This window comes from Priestia sp. 3CA3 (genome assembly GCF_056836725.1).
Map to the genome: position 1 here is coordinate 106069 of NZ_JBXENJ010000010.1, position 19573 is coordinate 125641.

Consider the following 19573-nt stretch of genomic DNA (forward strand, 5'->3'; position numbering starts at 1 on the left):
GCTCCCTCCTGTTTACTGGCGTTGTTTTACCGCATCAGACATAAACGACTTGTTTCGCAAACCTGCTCGTCTTACATACGCTTCTACTTTCACATCCATCTCCACTTCAGGAAAATACACATCGCTCCACTCATGCTGAAGCCTTTTCCACTGCCTCGGATAATTTTCGTGCACGACTTCTCCAAATCCCACAACGTCCGTCTGTTTTTTTTGAGCAAAAGCAAACGCTTCTTTTATTTCGTTTTCAATGGCTGCTTCTATTTTTTTTTCAATATCAAGAATCACAAATGGATTTTTAATATCTATAGGTACTTCCATTTCACCAATATCTCCTTCTACTCTAGTTCGTACAATCATCTTTGGTTTGCCGTTTACCATATTTGCACTCACGTTTGTTCGCTGACGGACGACTTGATAAGCAATGGCTTTCTTTTTATCTTTCCATGAAATATTCACATCTGTTCCCTGCACTTTATCCCGCAGCCACATCACGCCTCGCGCTTTTTTTCCATATAAAAATGTAATCAACTTCCCATCTTTAAACATGCCGAGTCCTTCTGCACGAAGAGTCGATTCAGGAGCAGTTTGCTGAAGATTTTGCAGCGTTTGGGCTTTTTGAGCGCTACCTCTTATTCCAAACCCTGACATCAGCGCTTGACTTCCCGGGGATTCAAGGTTTTTCATAACTTCTTGAGCCGATACTTTCATATGTTCTCCCCACTTTTGTTCGGTGAGCTCCAGCGTTTTAAGGACTTTATTAGCTGGAATTTTATCAATTGGCGTAAGAGATTTTACAAAACTGGAAGCTTTTACGCCGTTTGCAATGACCATATCAGATGTAATTCGAAATTCCGGATCTCGGTCAATGCCATCAATAATAACATCAATGCCCTCCGTTCTCGCTAGGCTTTCTCCGATAACAATTAAGTTTGTATGAGCGTAGTACAGTCTTCTTGATACCGTGCTCGATGCTCTTCTACTTGCTTCCACTAGGTTTGCGCCTTTTGCTCCGTATACGGAAACAGACGGACTTTGGGTACCACCCCCGCCGCCTTGAAGACCGCCGGCTACGTTACCTGGATTAATAATTTGCAGCGTGATTTGATACTGACCATCTTTTGTTTTATCAATTCCCATCGCTGCGACAATCGCTAAATCGGTTAATTCCTTACTGCTCCAGCAGCTTGAAAGGATGCAAATCGAAAATGCCATAACTGTACATAAAAGCCCTTTACGCATCACTTTGATCGCCTTCTTTCACCGTAGTGTTTGCCATTCCCCGGCTTTTAGGAGGCATTGGGCGCTGGTTGTCTCCTTCTCTCACCATATTTCCACTACTGATGAGCCTTGGTCTTTGTCTAAGCGTCCACCACGGCATGCGAACAATGGTATCACCTGAATTGCTCGGAATAAATGGAGCAAGAGGCGTCATGTATGGAACACCGAATGAACGAAGACTGCAGAGATGAACAATCATCATTAAAAAGCACAGGATAATGCCATAAAACCCGAAAGTAGCTGCTGCAATCATAAAAACAAAGCGAATGAGCCGAGCAGAAATCGCAATGGCAAATGAAGGCGTCGCAAAGCTTGCAATCGCCGTCATCGCTACAACAATAACCATCGCTGGAGATACAATCCCTGCTTGAACCGATGCTTGCCCAATCACGAGCGCTCCTACAATTGAAACTGCAGAACCGATCGCCCTTGGAAGTCGAATACCAGCTTCTCGCAAAATTTCAAATGTGACTTCCATAATGAGCGCTTCAACCAAGGAAGGAAACGGAACATCTTCCCGCTGTGCAGCAATGGCGATGAGCAGCTTCGTCGGAACCATTTCTTGATGAAAAGTTGTGATCGCTACATACGTAGCCGGTGCAATCAGTGAAATAAAAAAAATAAGAATGCGTAAAAAACGAATCGACGTGGCAATATCAAAGCGCGAATAATAATCTTCAGGAGACTGAAAAAACTGAATGAAGACAGCAGGTGCAATCAGCACGAATGGCGTTCCGTCTACAAAAATCGCAATACGCCCTTCTAAGAGATTTCCTGCAACGATATCGGGACGCTCCGTGTGATACATTGTAGGAAAAGTAGTGTACGTTTGGTCTTCAATAAGCTGCTCTACATAGCCTGATTCTAAAATGCTATCGATATTAATTTGGTTAAGACGCTGCTTTACTTCTTTTACGATTTTGTCATTGGCAATCCCATTAATGTACATCATTGAAACGTCTGTCTGCGTTACTTTCCCAATCTTCATCGTTTCTACCCATAAGTCAGGCGATTTGATAATTCGCCTGACCATGGGCATGTTTTTAGCAATCGATTCCGTGAACCCTTCCTTAGAACCCCGAACGACAAGCTGTGTAGTCGGTTCTTGAATTGAACGCCACTCCCCGCCTTTCGTACCTGCACTCATCGCATGGTTGTTTTCATCTATCAAGATAAGCGTGTCTCCTGACATCAAGGCGGGAAACACTTCACTCCACGTATGTAAAATCGCAATGTCTCCAATTCCTACTACATCTTCTTTTAATAACGTAAAAGCATTTTGAGGTGTTATTGGTTCAGAAAACACGTCATCTTTCATCATGGTGTCTACTAAAAGCTCTTGGATAGACTGATTGTCTACAATTCCGTCTATATAGATAACAGCGGCTTGAATGGCTGCCCTTTCCCCAATTTTTATATAGCGGATCACCATATCCGAGCTGTTCCCCGTTCGCTTTTTTATGTTAGCTATATTACCTTCAAGCGACTGCATCAGCAGTTCTTGTTCCTCTGGTAGCGAACCTTCTGTTTCCTTTTTATTGTCTTTGCTTTTTTTATTTTTAAATAAAGAAGGCACGATTAAAAACACCTTTCTTTTCTTTTTTTTAGCTTTTTCCAAATAAATGCTTTGTATGCAATTTTTAATAGAGCAATCAAAGCGTAAGACCAAAAAAATAACAAAAACTATCAGTAGAATGTTTTTGAGAAAAAAATAAAAACGGAGAGTGAGACATATGAAAATCGTTTGGATATCAGCTTTGCTGTTAGGATGCTTAATGGGATTTTCTATCGGCGTGGATATGATGCAAGGATTTAGTTTTTCCATGGCGTTGCAAAATGCCTACAGTCCGTTTCGTGTTATGGAGTTTGCTGAATTATTTGTCCTTTTTTTCCTTTTGTTCTGTTTTGTAGTTGAAGTATTTTACCGCTCATTTAAAGTAAAAAAAGCAAAACAGCAGCAAAAATAAAACTCCGTAAAAAACACATATTTCTCCTTTTTACCACCTATTCTCCTTTCCATTTAAATGTTATAATTTTCATAATTGGAGAAACTTTTACACGCCTTTCTTCATGGAAAGCTGTACGCTTAAACTACAAAATAAATATTAACTTTGAACTAAAAGGTGAAGAAATGATGAAAAAAAAATTAGCCGTTATTAGTACAGCTTGCTTACTTATTCTTGCAAGTGACCCCATCTCTTCTTATGCTACTCCTGATTCCCCGGATTCCTCTTCCGATGTTTTGGACCAGTCAACGGACGTGGATACAACTGAAGATGTAAAAGCTATTTTTGACTCTCTCTATCAAGAAGGCTATTCGCTCGGAGAAGAAGATGGATACGCACAGAAAAAATTCGAGCAGTTCGATCAAACAACAGGACTGGACAAATCTTCTGAAGAATTCACGTGGTTTATGATGGGGTATACGGTAGGATATAAAAAAGGACAGCAGCAAAAAGAGGAAGAACTCAAGACTGAACAAGAAAATGAAATGGCTGCCGGCGAAGAGGAAGGCTATCAGCAAGGCGTCCTTGATTACAAACATGCTACTATTCAATCAGAAATCGCCCCCTTCCCTTCTAAGTCATCCGACTGGAATAAAGGTTATGTTCAAGGCTATAAAAAAGCTATTTCTTTAATGGACCTATCTGTTAAAGCAAAAAAAGAAGGCTATGAACAAGGTCTTGAAAATGATTCGATGAGTGTTCCCAGCATGTATGATGATGAGGATGTCACACGTCAGGCTTTTACAGAAGGCTTTGAAACCGCTCAAGCCGAAGTACTGAATCAGCAAAAAAAGCAGTTTGAAAAGCAAGGCTACGTACAAGGCTATCACGACCTTCCACTCGAAGTACCTGCAGAAGCAGAGGGCGAATTGCAAACAGCCTTTGAACAAGGATATGAAAAAGGACAGAAACAAAAACAAAAAGACGTAAAAGCAGATGGATACGACTCAGCTTTCACTTATCAGACCTATAGAGCGCCTAAAAGTCTTCAGGACAAGCCTCAACTAGAAAAATGGTACAAAGCAGGTTTTCATTCGAATAAAGACGTGAAATCTTTACAGCAAAAAGCTTATAAAGACGGCTGGAAACTAGGAAAAGAAATGAGCGTTCCGAAAAAATACAAGCAAAATAAAGCTGCGGTGGCGATGTACAAGAAATATTTTGAACAAGGCCAAAAAAAGCAGGATAAAACAGTGAGTCATATCCTGCTCGGCAGCGGTATCGTTCTTACACTGCTTGCCCTTATCACGCTATGGAGACTTCGCCGCCGTAAAAATGAAGATACAACACTAGATAGCTAAAGACAAGTACATAAAAAACCCGGAAAATCATGATTTTCCGGGTTTTTATGTTAAATAATCATTCGTTTATTTTCCGCAAGCTGAACTTCTTGCTCCTGTTTTGACTGATTTTTTTTTCGAATTTTCAAATAATAATAAACATAACAGCCTATAAAGAAGACACCTCCGCAGTATAGCGCCATTCGCTGCTCAGGATCAAACGCAAGACTGATCATAACAATACAGTTCGTAATAAGCGCTACGATAGGCAGAACCGGATAAAGAGGTGTTCTAAATTTCAGATCTTCTACTTTTCCACCTTTAGCCACGTAAGCACGACGGAACGCAAGCAGTGAAGCTGTAATCGCAATCCAGCCAATTTGAGCGCCAAGTCCAGCGAGTGAAATCAGCCATACGAAAACGGTTTTAGCTGCCACTACGCTTGAAAGCAGCGAAAAACATGAAATCACAAGCGTAATTAATAGTGCATTAAACGGTACACCTCTTTTGTTGACTTTTCCAAGCGCAGGACTTGCCATTCCTTCTCTTGAAAGAGAATAAAGCATACGTGTAGCCGCGTAAAACCCAGAGTTTGCGACTGAAAGAAGAGCTGTTAAAATGATAAAGTTCATAATATCCGCCGCGTAAGGTACACCTACACTATCTAACACAACAACAAACGGGCTTTCTACAACGCCTGCTTTTTCACGAGGAATCATGCTTGCTAAGACAAACACGGATAAGACGAAAAAGAAAAGCGTACGCCAAACCGTTTGTTTGATCGCTTTTGGAATTGTTTTTTCCGGATTTTCACTTTCTCCCGCCGCAATTCCAATCAATTCTGTTCCTTGAAACGAAAAGTTCACCGTAATCATTGTAATCAGTAAAGCCGTTACACCGTTTGGAAACAGCCCTTCGGCAAAGAAGTTTGATAAAAGCGGTGCTTCCTGTCCGCTTTTCATATCAATAAGTCCAAACATTGCCGCTCCACCTACCACAATGAACATAATGATGGCGAAAATTTTAACGCTTGAAAACCAAAATTCTGTTTCACCAAATGCTTTGGCTGAAAGTGCATTTAGTGAAAAAATTAACGCTCCAAAAATGGCGCACCATAACCAAACGGGCGAGCCTGGGAACCATCTTTGCATTAATTGTCCGGCAGCTAAAAACTCAAGTGCCACCGTTACTGCCCATCCTAGCCAGTACAGCCATCCAATCGCAAAACCGGTTGCAGGGCCGATAAATTTAGTGGAGTACGTTTGAAACGATCCTGCAACTGGCATAGCAACGGATAATTCTCCAAGACACAGCATCGTTAGATACATAATGATCCCTCCTACTAAGTAGGAAATCATTGCTCCCATCGGACCTGCTTCATTGATGGTATAACCTGACCCAAGGAAAAAACCGGTACCAATACATCCCCCTAGTGATATCATAAAAAGATGCCTTGTTTTCATCGTTCTTTTTAATTCTCCTGGCTGTCCCTGTGGAATATTCATCCCATTTCCTCCCTTTGCTGCATAAAAATGAAATCGCTTTCATTTTTTTAGGTTTATTTTGTTTTTATAGCCGCTTATTACGCAGCTCTTCCTGACTGAAGTCAATTGAAGCCGGATGATTTTCAAATGGCGCCACCCCCGTAGCGAAGATGGCAGCCGCTTAGTCCTGTATGACCGTTTCTTGGATCACAACAGATTTTCTCCACACGATACCTGTAAGTAGCTTTTTCTTATAAAAGCTTATCACCAAACAATGAACTCATTAACGCAACCGCTACTTCTGCAGTTTTGTTATGCTGATCTAAAATAGGGTTCACTTCTACAAATTCAGCGGATGTGACCATGTCTGCTTCCGCTAACATTTCCATTGCTAAATGACTTTCTCGGTAGCTGATGCCGCCTTTTACAGGTGTACCTACGCCTGGTGCATCATCTGGATCTAAGCCGTCTAAGTCCAGCGACAGGTGCACACCGTCTGTACCGCTTAAATAATCAATCGTTTCTTTCATCACTTGCGTCATACCTAAACGATCAATTTCATGCATGGTATACACTTTAATTCCTTTTTCTTTAATTAACTCTTTTTCACCATCATCCAACGAGCGTGCACCGATAATAACTAGATTTTCAGGTTTAATTTTTGGTGTATACCCTCCAATATTTAAAAGTACAGGATGTCCTATACCCAGGCTCACCGCTAACGGCATGCCGTGAATGTTGCCCGATGGAGATGTTTCAGCGGTGTTTAAATCACCATGAGCATCATACCAAATAACGCCTAAATTTTCTGAACCTTTTGCGACTCCTGCAAGCGTTCCAATTGCAATACTGTGATCTCCGCCTAATATTAACGGAAAGCGGTCTTGCTCTTTCACTTCTTCAACTCTTGCAGCAAGCTGTTCATTTCCGCTGGCTACAGCCGCTAAGTTTTTTAAATTCGTATTTTTATCTACGTCTGCCCGTTCTTTAATCTCTACTTTAATATCGCCTTCATCATGTACGGTATAGCCAAGAGCTTCTAAGCGTGTATTCATGCCCGCATAGCGGATTGCGCTCGGCCCCATGTCTACGCCCCTTCTTGTTTGCCCGTAATCCATTGGTACACCGATAATTGAAATTTCTTTTTTCATTTTCTATACCTCCGTTGCATGTTAGTCTGTGTGAAGTAAACATAGGCGTTTATTTAACTATGTATTTTTTCATTGATACAGCCCCTCATCTATTTCTTATGCAAAAATGATGCCAACTTTGTTTGTAGCATTCTATCAGTCTTTTTATCACAGTTTTTCTTACACATGCCAAAAAAACTGTCGATTTCTACAACTTTTTGGCAAACTACGCAAATTTTTTTGTCGCTTGGTTTGAAATCGCCAATTTTATTTGCTTTCTTAAAAAGGAGTGAGCCAATACATAAATGAAACCTACGTTTACCATCGCAATAAAAAAATCCGAACGCTTTAGATTCTCTATCAAGAATCAAACGCGTTCGGATCTTCCTTCAACTAAGCTACTTTTATCCCATTTAATTTGTAATAACGTCTCCGTCTTCATCATCGCCGGTATCGTTTTCACCGGGATCTTTTTCTAATGAGACTACTTTCTTTTCTTCATCCCATTTCACTTTGTAGCCAAGTGATTTGGCTACTTTGATAACCGATAAATAGGAGTGGTGATTTGGTTTATACAGCTTTAAATCACTCGAATCAATGACGCCTAATCCTAGCAGCAGGCGGTCGGACTGAACGTAAGGCTTTCCATCAATCAGTTTTACTTGCTTATCAGTAAATGGATACACGGCACGGTTGACTTCGACCGTAAACTCTCCTTTTTTCTCTTCTTTAATTGGTTTTGGCTGTTTGGATACATATTTAATTGCGTCTACTCCTAATACCGTGCCTTGGCGCGTATTATCAGCACCTCCGTACATTTTCCCCGTTTCATAGTCATAGATAACCGCTTGGACATTTCCAATATGCTCTGGCTTTTCTTCAAACGCATGTCCTTTAGCCATCATTTCAAGGAGTGTATCTTGGCTAAAGCCAGGTTCCCATCTTACGGTTGGATAGCCGCTTGAATAAATACGAGGCGTTAAAATCGCTTTTTGAATCGGCATCTTATAGTCAATAACATTCATAATCGTTTCTGCTACAGACGCAATGATGGTTGGGCCTCCCGGTGAACCAATTGCCATGAACGGCTTTCCGTCTTTTAACAGCATCGTTGGAGACATGCTGCTTCGAGGACGTTTTTTAGGCTCAACCTGGTTCACGCCTCCCGGAGTGGCATCAAAATCCGTCATTTCATTGTTGAGCATAAATCCGTAGTCAGGAACCATAATTCCTGAACCAAAAACTTGTTCAATGGTAGTCGTGTAAGAAACCATGTTTCCCCATTTGTCTACAACAGAGAAATGAGTCGTTTGGCCGATTGGATTTTCTTCCGTTACCGTTGCTTTATTTGGATTTTCTTTTCCTTCATATTTCCAAGGGTCTCCTTCTTTAACATTAGGCGTTGCTTTATTTGGATTAATTAATTTACGACGTTCTTTAATATAATCTTCATCTAACAGGCCTTTTTTCGGCACTTCGTAAAAGTCTTCATCTGCCATATACGCCGCGCGGTCCGCAAAAGCTAAGTGCATCGCTTCCGTTAAATGCTGCAAATACTGTGGCGTATTGGAACCCATTTTTTCTACATCATAACCTTCCATTAGCTTTAAAATTTGCTGCACGGTTAATCCGCCGGAGCTAGGAGGAGCCGCACTAACCACATCGTAGCCTCGGTAAGTTGTTTTGACCGGCTCGCGTTCTTTTACAACATAATTTTTTAAATCATCCATGGTCATGCTTCCATCGCGTTTTTGAACTTCTTTAACAAGCGCTTTTCCAATTTCTCCTTTATAAAGAGCGTCTGACCCTTCTTTTTGAATAAGCTTTAATGTTTTCGCAAGATCAGGCTGAACAAGCTTATCTCCTTCTTTTAACGGCTTGCCATTCGGTACAAATACATTACCGGCCGTTTGGTATCTTTCAAGCTTGTCCGCATTTTCATCGATATACTGAGCCATCGACCAATTCACTTTAATTCCTTGTTCCGCTTGAGTAATAGCAGGTTTAATAACATCTGATAAGTCCATGATTCCATAATCTTCAAGGGCTGTTTCTACTCCTTTTAACGTGCCCGGAACTCCAACTGCTTTTCCTGTTATGTGACGCTTACTGAAAGGAATGACTTTTCCTTTTGAATCTAAAAACAGCTTAGGCGTGACATCAGCCGGTGCCATTTCACGGCTGTCTAGCATCGTAATTTTATCTTTCTTTTTTTCATAAATCATCATAAAACCGCCGCCGCCGATACCAGACATCATCGGTTCCACAACGTTTAGAGATAGTTGAATGGCCGCTGCCGCATCTACAGCGTTTCCGCCTTCAGCTAACACTTTCCTCCCCGCTTCAGCAGCCAGCGGGTGAGATGCCGCTACAATTCCTTGTGTAGCACCCCGTTTCATTGAATGGTCGACACCCGGAACTTCAGCAGCAGCTGGTGTGACAACTAAACATAAACTAAATAACGTAATAGCCAACATCTTCATAACCTTCATCTGGGTCTCCTCCTTCAAATACATTATTTCACATCGCCTGAGACGATGGATTTCATGAAGAATAAATTGGTTTATTATGATATTTTTTACATATGCGTATAAATAAAAAGCAAAGTAAATCATACCTTTGCTTTTTTAGTTAATCGCATGTTTAACTTTTCTCCCTATTCATTTACAATTATCTATATTTTCTAACAATTTATCCATAGGCTGATAGTTTCTTACTATTTTTGGAACTATGTAGACTGAACGCTCTAATAATGTAGAAAATCTAGCAGTTAAGAAGTCGTTCGACTTACATGCACTTCTTAAATTTTTTATAAATATTCTTATTGTTATATAAAAAACAATCCTTTATGAAAATCAGCATACGTTTTCTGAAAATCAAAAATAAAACAGGACTTTAGATTCATCGTCCTGTTTGGAGCATGTTTTCGACTTTTTTAATGTCCGCGTGCGTAGGGTTGATTTCCCGAGCATAGGCGATTTGTTCTTTCGCTTTTTCCATTTCTTTTAATTGAATATAGGTTTTGGCGAGTTCGAGCGGCAGCATAATCCCTTCAAAACCAAGATCTTGCGCCTTCTGCAAATAAAACAGCGATTTTTCGTAATTTCCTCCAAACATAAGCGGAGTTTCCCGATATTTTATTCCTCGAACGAAGTGCGCCAAGCTTGAAGATGGATTTAATGTTAATGCCTGATGAAGAGCCCGGTCCATTTCTAAGTTCAATACCATTTTTTCAAAGATAATTGATTCTTCAATTTGCTTTGCTAAACAAACGGCTAAGTAACAGTACAAATCAGATGCTTGAGGTTTTTTCTTCATTTCTTGTTGAATTTCGCGCTTGATCTCTTTCCACTTTCCCTCTTCTAGCTGATTCATGACGTATTGTGCATGTATTCCCACCTGTTTGCCCTCCTTTTCCTCTTTATCATAAAGGATTTCTGCGCAAATGAAAAAAGTAAGTGTTCTTCATTCTCCACAAAAAACGTTACCATTAAAAAATAGGCAAATTTCTCAATCACTTAACCCAATTAGTACATAGGATATAGAGACTTTTATTAAAGGAGGTTACACATATGGGCGCAAAAGGCGGTTTTGGTTTTTCATTTATCGTTGTTTTATTTATCCTATTAGTAATCGTAGGGTGTTCTTGCTACTACTAATTTCTAGAGAGGATGAACATCATTCATCCTCTCCTATTTCAAAAAAAACCATGCTTTCGCATGGCTACATACCGATTAGATGAATGAGTAGAGGAACTCATTTTTCGGCAATATTGAAGAAATTTTTGGTTTTTACTTCCGCCTAGTATGCCCTTTTTGACGGGGGCTATGCGCAAATAAAGTTAACGTTTAAAAGCGAAAGCCAGACGCACCTACAATAACAAGTAAAACAAATAACACAACGATTAACGCAAAATTTTGTTTTCCCACGTACCATCCCTCACTTCCTGTTATCTGCTTTTAGTGTATGCAACAGCTTGGCAAAATGTTTAGGACAGGGGTGCGGATTTTTCCAATGAGAAAAACCTTCAAATTTCGCCAAAAAAAGTGAATCATATTTTTGTTTCTTTCGTTATATATAGTAAGAGATTTTTTTACTATAAAAAAGGAGGGGCTTTAATGCGCCGACATTCCAAATTGCCCATTGTTCTTGTTTTTGCCTTCTTTTTATTCATCGCAACTGTTTTGTGCGTAACCTCTTATATGTCTTGAACGTATAAATAATATAAAAAAATCGCCTCATCGAAGGCGATTTTTCTATCCTAGCATTATATCTTCGTTTGGATAGCGAACGGCTTCACGCTTTTGCTTAGATAATGAAAACGCAAGCGTTAATGGCCCCACTTTTCCTAAAAACATGATAAAGATAATAATCACGCGTCCAAAGTACGAAAGTTCAGGAGTCGCTCCCATCGATAAACCTACTGTTCCAAACGCAGAAACAACTTCAAACATAATTTTTACAAACGGCAGGTTTTCCGAAATATTTAACAGGAAGATGGCCCCAAACACAAACATAATTGAAATCATCGTAATGGCTAGTGCCTTAAACACATGAAGAGGAAGAAGTCGTCTCTTTAGCAGCACAATATCTTCCCTGCTTCGTAAAAATGCCCATACAGAAAAGACAATCACCACAAACGTCGTGAGTTTGATACCCCCTCCTGTTGACGCACTCCCTGCACCAATGAACATCAATAAAACCATTAAAAACACCGTTGCGTCATGCAAATGAGCTAAATCAATTGTATTAAAGCCAGCGGTTCTTGTTGTTACCGCTTGAAAATAAGAAGCCCATACTTTGTCTCCTAATGATAAATTTCCGAGCGTATGCGAATTGCCGTACTCTAAGAAAAAAATAAAAAGCATGGCAATCACGTTAATGGCGAACGTGCTGATAATCATAATTTTTGAATGCAGCGTTAGTTTTTTATACGATTTTTTCACCCACATATCAGCAAGGACGGTAAACCCTAACCCACCAATAATAAAGAGAAAAGAAATCGTGATGTTAATAATAGGATCTCCTACATACTGAACTAAGTTATCAGACAGCAGTCCGAACCCTGCGTTATTAAAAGCCGAAATCGAATGAAACAAGCTAAAGAACAGCCCCTTAGACCATCCGAATTCCGGAACCCAGCGTATCGCTAAAAAGAGCAGTGCAACAAACTCAATTAAAAATGAAAAGATGAACAACCTTTTAACTAGCAGCACAACTCCACCGACGCTCGTCTGATTTAATGCCTGCTGAACGAGCATACGCTCTTTAAATCCAATTTTTTTACCTAGCATCATAAAAATCAGCACGGCAAATGACATAATGCCGAGACCGCCTATTTGAATTAACAGCATAATAATCGTTTGACCGATGACGGTAAAACGCGTACCTGTATCTACGACGGCTAAGCCGGTCACTGTCATAGCGGAAGTAGATGTAAAAAGGGCGTCTACCCACCGGATTGGCTCAGTAGTAGAAAAAGGCATCATCAATAGAAGAGCACCAATAATAATTCCTCCGCCAAAAATGGAAACAAGCAGCTGCGGAGGAGTTAGTTTAATGATTTGTTTTTTCATGAGTTAAACTCCTTCTTCTTCAAAACGGTTCAAATCGCGATTATGTCCGATAACAATCAGCATATCTCCTTGTTCAATTATTTCATGCGCGGTAGGCGAAATCACCATTTCCCCGTCTTTTCGCTGAAAGCCGATAATATTGCAGCCGTACTTGGCACGAATGTTCAAATCAAACAGCGTTTTATTATGAAGCTTTTTAGAAGCGACAATTTCGACAATACTATAATCCTTTGACAGTTCAATGTAATCAATGATCTTTTCTGACACCACGTGATGAGCAATCCGCTTCGCAATATCGCGCTCAGGATGAATGACTTTGTCCGCTCCTATTTTCTCCAGCACTTTTTGATGATACATATTCACCGCTTTTACCCATACTTGCTTAACGCCCATATCTTTTAAAAGCATCGTTGCAAGCACGCTTGCTTCAATATCGTCTCCAAACGAAATAAGAGCATGATCAACGTTACGAATGCCTAGCCCTTTTAAGCTAGCTTCATCAATTGCGTTCGCTTGCACGACATATGTAGCTGAGTTGCTATATTTCTTTACTACCTCCTGATTGCGGTCAATAGCGAGCACATCCACATCCAAATTAGCAAACTCTTCAACCAAACTGCCTCCAAAACGACCTAATCCCAATACAGCAAACTGTTTTTTCATAATGTATTTATTCCTTTCTTCAACTGCTGTGTGTTCTCTTAGCTTATACTTTTTCTAAAAAATTACATGTTTTTCTTAAAAAAAGCGCAAAAAAACACAGGAAGGCTCCTGTGTTTTTTCACACTCTTCCCCCTCAAAACGCTTGCGAAGTTAGCTGTCGGGTTCGGGTTTTAAGAGTAACCCTACCTTTTTAAGGATTCACCCCGGAGCACAATATGTGCGTAAATAATGGGTCCTCCGCTCCGTAATGGATTAAGCGATTTTTATTCAAATGTCTATGATCTATTTTTTAGAATAATCGATTCGATTCATGATACGTTTCACTTCACGAAAGCTATCTTACTCCTGTGGATTTTGTCTGTCAAGATATTTTTAGGGAAGACATCACTTGCGCTGCAAACTGCAAAAATCATATAAATCTAAACTGACAATCAGTTTGTGAAATTGATCAAACAAATTAATAACGGCCAAAAGCTCTAATAGCTGCGTATCACTGTAAAATTTCTTTAATTGATCCATATCAGCATCCGTCAAATCCCTTGGACGCACTCGGTATACATCTATAAATCGAAACAGCAGTCGATCTTTTTCTTCCAGCTCTTTTTCTCTTAACACTTTTTGATTAAGCGTCTTATCGCCTACATATGACATGCTCATACACGTCTCACAGCCGTTAACACCTGCTAGATAAAGCCTGATTTTTTCCTTAGTCTCTCTTTTTACTATATCACTGTTCCAAAGCTTGTCGTATAGCTCATCATACAACCTTTTTACATCTGGAATTAAATTCAGTGCTTTTTCAAAATTTGTTCCCTCTTCGTTTGTTAACAAAACTCTTGCCATTTTTTACTCACTCCTTTTTAATTATTATAGTAAGAAAAATGGAGATTTCAGATAACAAATAAAACATATTATCTGCTGTTACTAATCAAATGAAACATTAATATGAAAGAAGGTTTTCAATTGAAAATTGATGAAATTGATTTATCGATTTTGCAGGCACTGCAGCAAAACAGCCGTCTTTCCTTAAGAGAGCTAGGAAAACAAATTAACCTGTCTCCTCCTTCAGTGGCAGAGCGAGTAAGACAGCTAGAGAGCTTTGGTATTATAAAAGGATATACAATCGATATTGATTATGAAAAGCTGCAGTTGCCCGTCTCGTGTTTTATTGAAGTAACCATGAAAAACGGAGAGCACGAGCGTTTTAAACGATTTATTTCTCAGTATCCCTATGCTTTATTCTGTGAACGCATTGCCGGACAGGCTTGCTTCATTACAAAGCTTCAGCTTCCTCACCTGCACGTACTCGAGCAATTTATTAACGAAATTACACCTTATGCCAAAACGATTTCACACATCGCCCTTTCTCACGTGGAGATGTCTTCTGCATTATTGAGTCATTTAAAAGATGAAAAGTGATTGAAACATACGTTCACCGTACTAACGAAAAGATCCGAACGATTCATCGTTCGGATCTTCTTTCCACTAAACTACTTCTGTCCTAGCCTCTTTTATTCGTCCAAAAGCATAAAAAATAACCCTCCAAAGCTGGAGGGTATAAATTTTCCGAATAATGAAAGTTTTACAACTTCATTCTATCAGGTACCGACATTTCTGTCTACTTAAAAATGTAAAAGAGCTCTCTATTAATAGAAAGCTCTTTTACCTGCTTGTTTTTTGAAAACAATCAATCTATATAAAAGGGAACTACCTAAGGTTGAAAGTCACGTGAAACCTTGGCAGTTGATCCTGGATATACCGGTTGATATGATTCAAAACAAGTTCTTTCATCATTTCTTCTTTGACTTCTGATTCCGTTTTTTTATCTTTTTGTTTTAAAATAAGAATATAATAGACTTTACCCATTTTAATGGGCTTACTACACTCTCCGATGTGCTGTTTTTTTAAAACATCTATAAAAGAGGGAGATAGATTCGAAAGCTTTAGATTATCATCATTCTCTATTTTGCTGATGGTCTGGACATCAGCATATTTTTTTTGAACGTCTTGAAGCGATGTTCCTTTTTGCAGCTCAGCCGCAACGGTCTCAGCATCATGTAAAGTTGTAAAAGTTAGCTGCGAAAAAGATACGCGCGTTACATCATTCTCAATACGTGTATAGTAAGCGTCTAGTTCATCAGACGTAATTTGTTTACGGAAATATTCTTCTAATTTAAACTGATTTATTAGCTGTTTAGTTACATCGCTAGAACGAATGTGCAAGACTTCATAGCCTTGTTTTCTTGTATCTTCGTCATATGAACGTTTGATTTGTTTCCACATATCCTCGACTTTTTTCTGTACCCTGTCACTTGTCTTTAGATGCGAAATTAAGATTTTTTGCATGACAAGCTGCCGCAACAACTCTTTGCGGTAGCTTGTATCATTTAGCGGAGCATCGGGATTTAAGAACCCTTCAACTGCTAAAAAACGATTGAATTCAGCTCCTGTCACCTTTCCTCCTTCATACGCTGCCACTTCTTTAGCAGAAGATAGCTGACTAATTTCTACAGAAGGAAACATCGTGTTTGAATGCTTCCCTCCGCAGCCTGTTAAAAATCCGAACGCTGTTAATACTGCTAGCAGCAGCTTTAACGGTGCTGAACTCATCCATTGTTATCCTGCTGCTCTGAAAGCTTCAGAGAAATAGTTTGTTTTTTTCCATTTCGGTACACGTCTAATTTTACCGTGTCTCCTACTTTGCGTTTTGTGTATAGATATTGACGTAAATCACTGGATGTTTTGACTTCATTTCCATCGATGGCAACAATCACGTCTTTTGATTGTAAACCAGCATCAGAAGCAGAAGAGAATGGTTCAACCGTCGTTACGACAACTCCTTCAGACGTATCGCTTGTTAGGCCTAGCTGATCTTGTTTTGTTGCAGCTGAAAGCTGACCTACATCTTGAAGACCTACCCCCATATATGGACGCGTTATTTTTCCGTTTTTCATCAGCTGTTCAATTGTTGGCTGCACTTCATCACTTGGAAGAGCAAAGCCGATTCCTTCTACATTGTCTTCTGAAATTTTCATACTGTTGATACCAACTACTTCACCGGAAGAATTGATCAAGGCACCGCCGCTGTTTCCTGGATTAATCGCCGCATCCGTTTGAATTGCATCTACGTTCCAATTCTCTGAAATAGGGACAGAGCGTTTTGCTGCGCTCACGATACCTTGTGTGACCGTACGAGAAAATTGTTCACCAAGAGGGTTTCCGATTGCAAGAACCGTTTCACCCGCCACTAAATCTGATGATTTTCCGAACTTCGCCACTTGTTCAACATTTTTGTCGGACATTTCAAGCACCGCTAAATCCGTTAGCGCGTCAGCTCCGACAATTTTAGCTTTTTCTTTTTGTCCGTTTGAAAGTGACACTTCTACTTCGCTTGCGCCGTCAATAACGTGGTTATTAGTCACAACGTAGGCTTTTCCATTTTCTTTTTTGAAAATAACACCGGAACCCGTTCCTGCTTCTTGCGTTTGGGTATCTCCAGAAAATGGATTTGTTTGCTGTTGAATATTGTTCACGCCTACAACAGCAGCTGATACTTTATTTACAACTGAAACAAGATCTGACTGATTCACGGTTGTGCTTACTGTTCGAGGCGTTGTGCTCGTTGTTGTTGCCGTTTGAGTCTGCGTTGTTTGATTCGCTGTTTGCGTATCCGCTGAATCCATTAACCCTAGCTGCGGAGCGCCGTATAGCACAATTCCTCCCCCTAGCACTGCTCCCGCGATGGAAGATGCGATCACTGGAAATAAGCGTCTTTTTGGAGGCTGTGATGATGACGCAGGCTGATACTGATCATAGCGCCGCTGGCGGTTTTCATATTCTTCTTTTCGTTCTTCCTCTCTTTCATAATCACGTGGATCCATGAAAATCACTCCTTTTAACGTAGCAAATTTTATGTTATCTATACTATAAAATAAAAGTTTGGGATAAGTATCAAAACAATATGTGAAATTGTGAAAAATTTCTTTATGACAGCAAACACGTAGTATAATAGCGGGTACATAAACCTTTAAAGAAACGCGCATAGATGGCGCAATATGCTTTATTTACCTTAATTTTCATATATTCAGAGGAAGGTGTCAAATTTGAGCTTTACACTATATTTAGTAGAGGATGAACAAAATTTAAACGAAGTTTTAACCCTTTACCTTCAAAAAGAAGGCTGGGACGTTCGCTCATTTTTTAACGGCACGGACGCAAAAGAAATGATTGCAACTCCTCCGCACCTGTGGATTTTAGATATTATGCTGCCTGATATTGACGGGTATCAGCTCATTCGCGAAATCAAGCAGCAAACGCCACATGTGCCTGTTATTTTCATTTCAGCACGCGATGCCGATATTGACCGGGTTCTTGGACTTGAAATGGGCAGCGACGACTATTTATCAAAGCCTTTTTTGCCTCGTGAACTAGTTATTCGAGCAAACAAACTGCTAAACCTCGTATATGGTTCCAATCAAAAGAAAACCGATACCATTACGCTGACTCCTTATGAAATCGATTTACATACGCGTACAGTCAGTGAAAATGGAAAGCCGATTGATTTGACGTCTAAAGAATTTGATTTTCTTGTCACTATCTCAAAAGACCTTGGACAGGCTTTTTCAAGGGAGCAGCTGTTGAATCTCATTTGGGGAGAAGATTATTTCGGCACAGACCGAGTGGTGGATGATTTAGTGAGGCGCGTGCGTAAAAAAATGCCGCAAGCACGAATTGAAACGATTTACGGATACGGATACCGGATGATGAAAGCATGAAAAACAAGTCGCTTGCATTTCAAATTTGGCTCGTCATCTCGGGTATTTTACTGCTCATTTCAATTTTGCTCGCTATTTTATTCCCAACGACGCTCAGGCAGTTCTTCACGAATGAAATTTATACCACTATTGAAAATGAACAGCATATTTTAAAAGAATACGGCCTGCCAAGCCGCTCAGGTGAATACTACTTTAGCAATGAAGACAGTGAACCAACGCTTGGCAATCGAACCGTGGATCATATTTTATTGCCTGAACATGCGGATATCTCTTATTTTTCATCACGGGTGTTGCCTCAAGACTTTTTGAGAAAAGCACAGGAAGATGCAATCAGTCAGCGGAAAATCGTCGCTCGCTATGAAAAAGATCTCGGCAACCGGACGCTTTTTTATGTGATTCGAAAAGTAAGCGTAAACGGACAGCCTGCTTTTTTACTTTCATTTTCGTGGGATACGTATCGCAACGCGCTCACTTCTACTCTTTTTAAACAGCTGCTTCTTGTCATTTCAATTGTATTTCTATTCAGCTGGCTTCCATCTATTTGGCTATCAAGATACTTAAGCAAGCCGCTTGTATCGCTTGAAAAAGATGTAAAAAAAATCGCCGAACAAAATTGGCATGAACCTGTTACAGTCAACCGTTCCGATGAAATCGGCAAGCTAGGCGCGTCCATCGAGCAAATGCGCAAAAGGCTCGTATCTAAAGATGAAGCACAGCAAACGCTGCTTCAAAATATTTCACATGATTTAAAAACACCGGTAATGGTTATTCAAAGCTACGCTCAGTCGATTCAAGACGGCATTTATCCAAAAGGTGATTTATCCCAAACGGTAAAAGTCATTGAAGATGAATCCAAAAATCTTGAGAAAAAAATCCGCGATTTGCTTTACTTGACCAAGCTTGACTATATGTCCACTCACCAGCTTGCACAAGACGACTTTGATTTTACTGCGCTTCTTCATGAAGTAGTGGATCGCTTGCGGTGGAGGCGCCCTGAAATACAGTGGGAATTTGACGACGTAAATGCAACGATTAAAGGAGACAAAGAGCTGTGGACAAAAGTCCTTGAAAATGTACTCGACAATCAGCTGCGCTATGCTGATACGAAGGTTTCACTTTCACTTGCTAAACACCAAACGAACGTTCAATGTACCATCAGCAACGATGGTCCGCCCATTGATCAAAGCGTGCTTCAACACTTGTTTGAACCGTTTAAAAAAGGAGCAAACGGTGAATTCGGTATTGGCCTAAGTATCGTAAAGCGTATTGTTACGATGCACGATGCAGCCATTACGGCTGAAAACACAGACGCCGGAGTGACGTTTTCACTTACTATTCCTATATAAACTAAAAATGCAAGGGAGTCGACTCCCTTGCTTTT

The 19573-nt window shown here is 40.0% G+C and carries 18 protein-coding genes and 1 riboswitch; of the genes, 6 read left to right on the plus strand and 12 right to left on the minus strand.

Annotated elements, in window-relative coordinates:
* Nucleotides 1-12 precede the first annotated feature (12 nt).
* Together AC1VNJ_RS22725 and AC1VNJ_RS22730 are read right to left on the minus strand one after the other, a co-directional pair.
* Nucleotides 13-1242, minus strand: a complete 1230-nt coding sequence (locus AC1VNJ_RS22725) for a Ger(x)C family spore germination protein (protein ID WP_028415006.1) — start codon at nucleotides 1240-1242, stop codon at nucleotides 13-15.
* Nucleotides 1232-2854, minus strand: coding sequence for a spore germination protein (locus AC1VNJ_RS22730; RefSeq protein ID WP_482641334.1), 1623 nt, complete (start codon nucleotides 2852-2854; stop codon nucleotides 1232-1234). The genes AC1VNJ_RS22725 and AC1VNJ_RS22730 overlap by 11 nt, the downstream gene beginning before the upstream one ends.
* Nucleotides 2855-3011: 157 nt before the next feature.
* Between AC1VNJ_RS22730 and AC1VNJ_RS22735 the strand changes: the two genes are divergently transcribed.
* Both AC1VNJ_RS22735 and AC1VNJ_RS22740 read left to right on the plus strand, forming a co-directional pair.
* On the plus strand, nucleotides 3012-3245 hold the full coding sequence (locus AC1VNJ_RS22735; protein WP_028415008.1) for a YczF family membrane protein: 234 nt from the start codon (nucleotides 3012-3014) through the stop codon (nucleotides 3243-3245).
* A gap of 167 nt (nucleotides 3246-3412) precedes the next feature.
* Complete coding sequence (locus AC1VNJ_RS22740; RefSeq protein ID WP_482641335.1) at nucleotides 3413-4585, plus strand: hypothetical protein; 1173 nt, start codon at nucleotides 3413-3415, stop codon at nucleotides 4583-4585.
* Nucleotides 4586-4635: 50 nt separating this feature from the next.
* On the opposite strand, the gene AC1VNJ_RS22745 is transcribed toward AC1VNJ_RS22740, so the two are convergent.
* The 4 genes from AC1VNJ_RS22745 to AC1VNJ_RS22760 all read right to left on the minus strand — a co-directional run bounded on the left by AC1VNJ_RS22745 (nucleotide 4636) and on the right by AC1VNJ_RS22760 (nucleotide 10577).
* Entirely contained in the window at nucleotides 4636-6069 is a 1434-nt protein-coding gene (locus AC1VNJ_RS22745; protein WP_482641336.1) for an amino acid permease, read from the minus strand.
* A 230-nt stretch (nucleotides 6070-6299) separates the two neighbouring features.
* Complete coding sequence (gene rocF, locus AC1VNJ_RS22750; protein WP_034270538.1) at nucleotides 6300-7199, minus strand: arginase; 900 nt, start codon at nucleotides 7197-7199, stop codon at nucleotides 6300-6302.
* Nucleotides 7200-7591: 392 nt separating this feature from the next.
* Nucleotides 7592-9670 carry a gamma-glutamyltransferase gene (gene ggt / locus AC1VNJ_RS22755; protein ID WP_482641337.1) on the minus strand — a complete coding sequence of 693 codons (2079 nt, stop codon included), beginning with the start codon at nucleotides 9668-9670 and terminating at the stop codon, nucleotides 7592-7594.
* A gap of 409 nt (nucleotides 9671-10079) precedes the next feature.
* Nucleotides 10080-10577 (minus strand): tetratricopeptide repeat protein, encoded by a 498-nt coding sequence (locus AC1VNJ_RS22760; RefSeq protein ID WP_028415012.1) that lies wholly within the window; start codon nucleotides 10575-10577, stop codon nucleotides 10080-10082.
* 173 nt (nucleotides 10578-10750) lie between these two features.
* On the opposite strand from AC1VNJ_RS22760, the gene AC1VNJ_RS22765 reads away from it, so the two are divergent.
* The gene (locus AC1VNJ_RS22765) at nucleotides 10751-10837 is read left to right on the plus strand and encodes a YjcZ family sporulation protein (RefSeq protein ID WP_016765201.1); all 87 of its coding nucleotides are present in this window, start codon (nucleotides 10751-10753) and stop codon (nucleotides 10835-10837) included.
* 189 nt (nucleotides 10838-11026) lie between these two features.
* Here the strand turns inward: AC1VNJ_RS22765 and AC1VNJ_RS22770 are convergent, their stop codons facing one another.
* The 4 genes from AC1VNJ_RS22770 to AC1VNJ_RS22785 all read right to left on the minus strand — a co-directional run bounded on the left by AC1VNJ_RS22770 (nucleotide 11027) and on the right by AC1VNJ_RS22785 (nucleotide 14260).
* A complete protein-coding gene (locus tag AC1VNJ_RS22770; RefSeq protein WP_016765202.1) occupies nucleotides 11027-11107 on the minus strand; it encodes a YjcZ family sporulation protein in 81 nt (26 codons plus the stop codon).
* 327 nt (nucleotides 11108-11434) lie between these two features.
* The gene (locus tag AC1VNJ_RS22775; protein ID WP_033579917.1) at nucleotides 11435-12754 is read right to left on the minus strand and encodes a TrkH family potassium uptake protein; all 1320 of its coding nucleotides are present in this window, start codon (nucleotides 12752-12754) and stop codon (nucleotides 11435-11437) included.
* Between the two features lie 3 nt (nucleotides 12755-12757).
* Nucleotides 12758-13417: a potassium channel family protein gene (locus tag AC1VNJ_RS22780; RefSeq protein WP_028415014.1), complete on the minus strand. Its 660-nt coding sequence runs from the start codon at nucleotides 13415-13417 to the stop codon at nucleotides 12758-12760.
* Between the two features lie 124 nt (nucleotides 13418-13541).
* A riboswitch (cyclic di-AMP (ydaO/yuaA leader) is annotated at nucleotides 13542-13686 on the minus strand.
* A 115-nt stretch (nucleotides 13687-13801) separates the two neighbouring features.
* Entirely contained in the window at nucleotides 13802-14260 is a 459-nt protein-coding gene (locus AC1VNJ_RS22785; RefSeq protein WP_028415015.1) for a carboxymuconolactone decarboxylase family protein, read from the minus strand.
* Nucleotides 14261-14380: 120 nt separating this feature from the next.
* Here AC1VNJ_RS22785 and AC1VNJ_RS22790 point away from each other — a divergent pair, with 120 nt between their 5' ends.
* Nucleotides 14381-14836, plus strand: a complete 456-nt coding sequence (locus AC1VNJ_RS22790; protein WP_028415016.1) for an Lrp/AsnC family transcriptional regulator — start codon at nucleotides 14381-14383, stop codon at nucleotides 14834-14836.
* Between the two features lie 288 nt (nucleotides 14837-15124).
* On the opposite strand, the gene AC1VNJ_RS22795 is transcribed toward AC1VNJ_RS22790, so the two are convergent.
* Both AC1VNJ_RS22795 and AC1VNJ_RS22800 read right to left on the minus strand, forming a co-directional pair.
* Nucleotides 15125-16027, minus strand: coding sequence for a peptidyl-prolyl cis-trans isomerase (locus tag AC1VNJ_RS22795; RefSeq protein WP_033579916.1), 903 nt, complete (start codon nucleotides 16025-16027; stop codon nucleotides 15125-15127).
* Nucleotides 16024-17298: a S1C family serine protease gene (locus AC1VNJ_RS22800; protein WP_034270556.1), complete on the minus strand. Its 1275-nt coding sequence runs from the start codon at nucleotides 17296-17298 to the stop codon at nucleotides 16024-16026. The genes AC1VNJ_RS22795 and AC1VNJ_RS22800 overlap by 4 nt, the downstream gene beginning before the upstream one ends.
* 222 nt (nucleotides 17299-17520) lie before the next feature.
* Here AC1VNJ_RS22800 and AC1VNJ_RS22805 point away from each other — a divergent pair, with 222 nt between their 5' ends.
* The gene (locus tag AC1VNJ_RS22805; protein WP_028415019.1) at nucleotides 17521-18192 is read left to right on the plus strand and encodes a response regulator transcription factor; all 672 of its coding nucleotides are present in this window, start codon (nucleotides 17521-17523) and stop codon (nucleotides 18190-18192) included.
* Nucleotides 18189-19538, plus strand: coding sequence for a sensor histidine kinase (locus AC1VNJ_RS22810; protein ID WP_033579914.1), 1350 nt, complete (start codon nucleotides 18189-18191; stop codon nucleotides 19536-19538). The genes AC1VNJ_RS22805 and AC1VNJ_RS22810 overlap by 4 nt, the downstream gene beginning before the upstream one ends.
* Nucleotides 19539-19573: the final 35 nt, after the last annotated feature.

Bases quoted from the DNA above. Each gene is read 5' to 3' on its own strand.
- AC1VNJ_RS22735 (WP_028415008.1), top strand. From the start codon at position 3,012: ATGAAAATCGTTTGGATATCAGCTTTGCTGTTAGGATGCTTAATGGGA.
- AC1VNJ_RS22740 (WP_482641335.1), top strand. From the start codon at position 3,413: ATGAAAAAAAAATTAGCCGTTATTAGTACAGCTTGCTTACTTATTCTT.
- AC1VNJ_RS22745 (WP_482641336.1), bottom strand. From the start codon at position 6,069: ATGAATATTCCACAGGGACAGCCAGGAGAATTAAAAAGAACGATGAAA.
- rocF (WP_034270538.1), bottom strand. From the start codon at position 7,199: ATGAAAAAAGAAATTTCAATTATCGGTGTACCAATGGATTACGGGCAA.
- ggt (WP_482641337.1), bottom strand. From the start codon at position 9,670: ATGAAGGTTATGAAGATGTTGGCTATTACGTTATTTAGTTTATGTTTA.
- AC1VNJ_RS22765 (WP_016765201.1), top strand. From the start codon at position 10,751: ATGGGCGCAAAAGGCGGTTTTGGTTTTTCATTTATCGTTGTTTTATTT.
- AC1VNJ_RS22775 (WP_033579917.1), bottom strand. From the start codon at position 12,754: ATGAAAAAACAAATCATTAAACTAACTCCTCCGCAGCTGCTTGTTTCC.
- AC1VNJ_RS22780 (WP_028415014.1), bottom strand. From the start codon at position 13,417: ATGAAAAAACAGTTTGCTGTATTGGGATTAGGTCGTTTTGGAGGCAGT.
- AC1VNJ_RS22785 (WP_028415015.1), bottom strand. From the start codon at position 14,260: ATGGCAAGAGTTTTGTTAACAAACGAAGAGGGAACAAATTTTGAAAAA.
- AC1VNJ_RS22795 (WP_033579916.1), bottom strand. From the start codon at position 16,027: ATGAGTTCAGCACCGTTAAAGCTGCTGCTAGCAGTATTAACAGCGTTC.
- AC1VNJ_RS22800 (WP_034270556.1), bottom strand. From the start codon at position 17,298: ATGGATCCACGTGATTATGAAAGAGAGGAAGAACGAAAAGAAGAATAT.
- AC1VNJ_RS22810 (WP_033579914.1), top strand. From the start codon at position 18,189: ATGAAAAACAAGTCGCTTGCATTTCAAATTTGGCTCGTCATCTCGGGT.